The organism is Paenibacillus sp. 2RAB27 (genome assembly GCF_052115445.1).
GTDB lineage: Bacteria > Bacillota > Bacilli > Paenibacillales > NBRC-103111 > Paenibacillus_E.
The window spans coordinates 1-308 of record NZ_JBFRGR010000131.1 but is presented as its reverse complement, the minus strand read 5'-3'; the positions used below and the strand labels follow the sequence as shown (position 1 = coordinate 308).

Genomic DNA, 308 nt, shown 5'->3' with positions numbered 1-308 from the left:
GCGTACGAAAGAATAATTGATCTTTGAAAACTGAACAACGAGTGAGTAAGCACAGTCGAGTAATCGACTATAAAAGAGATTGCAAAATCTCGCTAGCTTCAAATGAGCAAGTCAGCTTTCAGATATACGGACGAGCAATCGTCCAAACTATTATGGAGAGTTTGATCCTGGCTCAGGACGAACGCTGGCGGCGTGCCTAATACATGCAAGTCGAGCGGGTTTATCCTTCGGGATAAGCTAGCGGCGGACGGGTGAGTAACACGTAGGTAACCTGCCTTTAAGACTGGGATAACTAACTGGGATAACTA

Annotated in this window: 1 rRNA gene; it reads left to right on the top strand. The window is 45.5% G+C overall.

The features are described 5' to 3' along the window. Window positions 1-149: 149 nt before the first annotated feature. Window positions 150-308 (top strand): 16S ribosomal RNA (locus AB4114_RS35985); the annotation flags it as partial.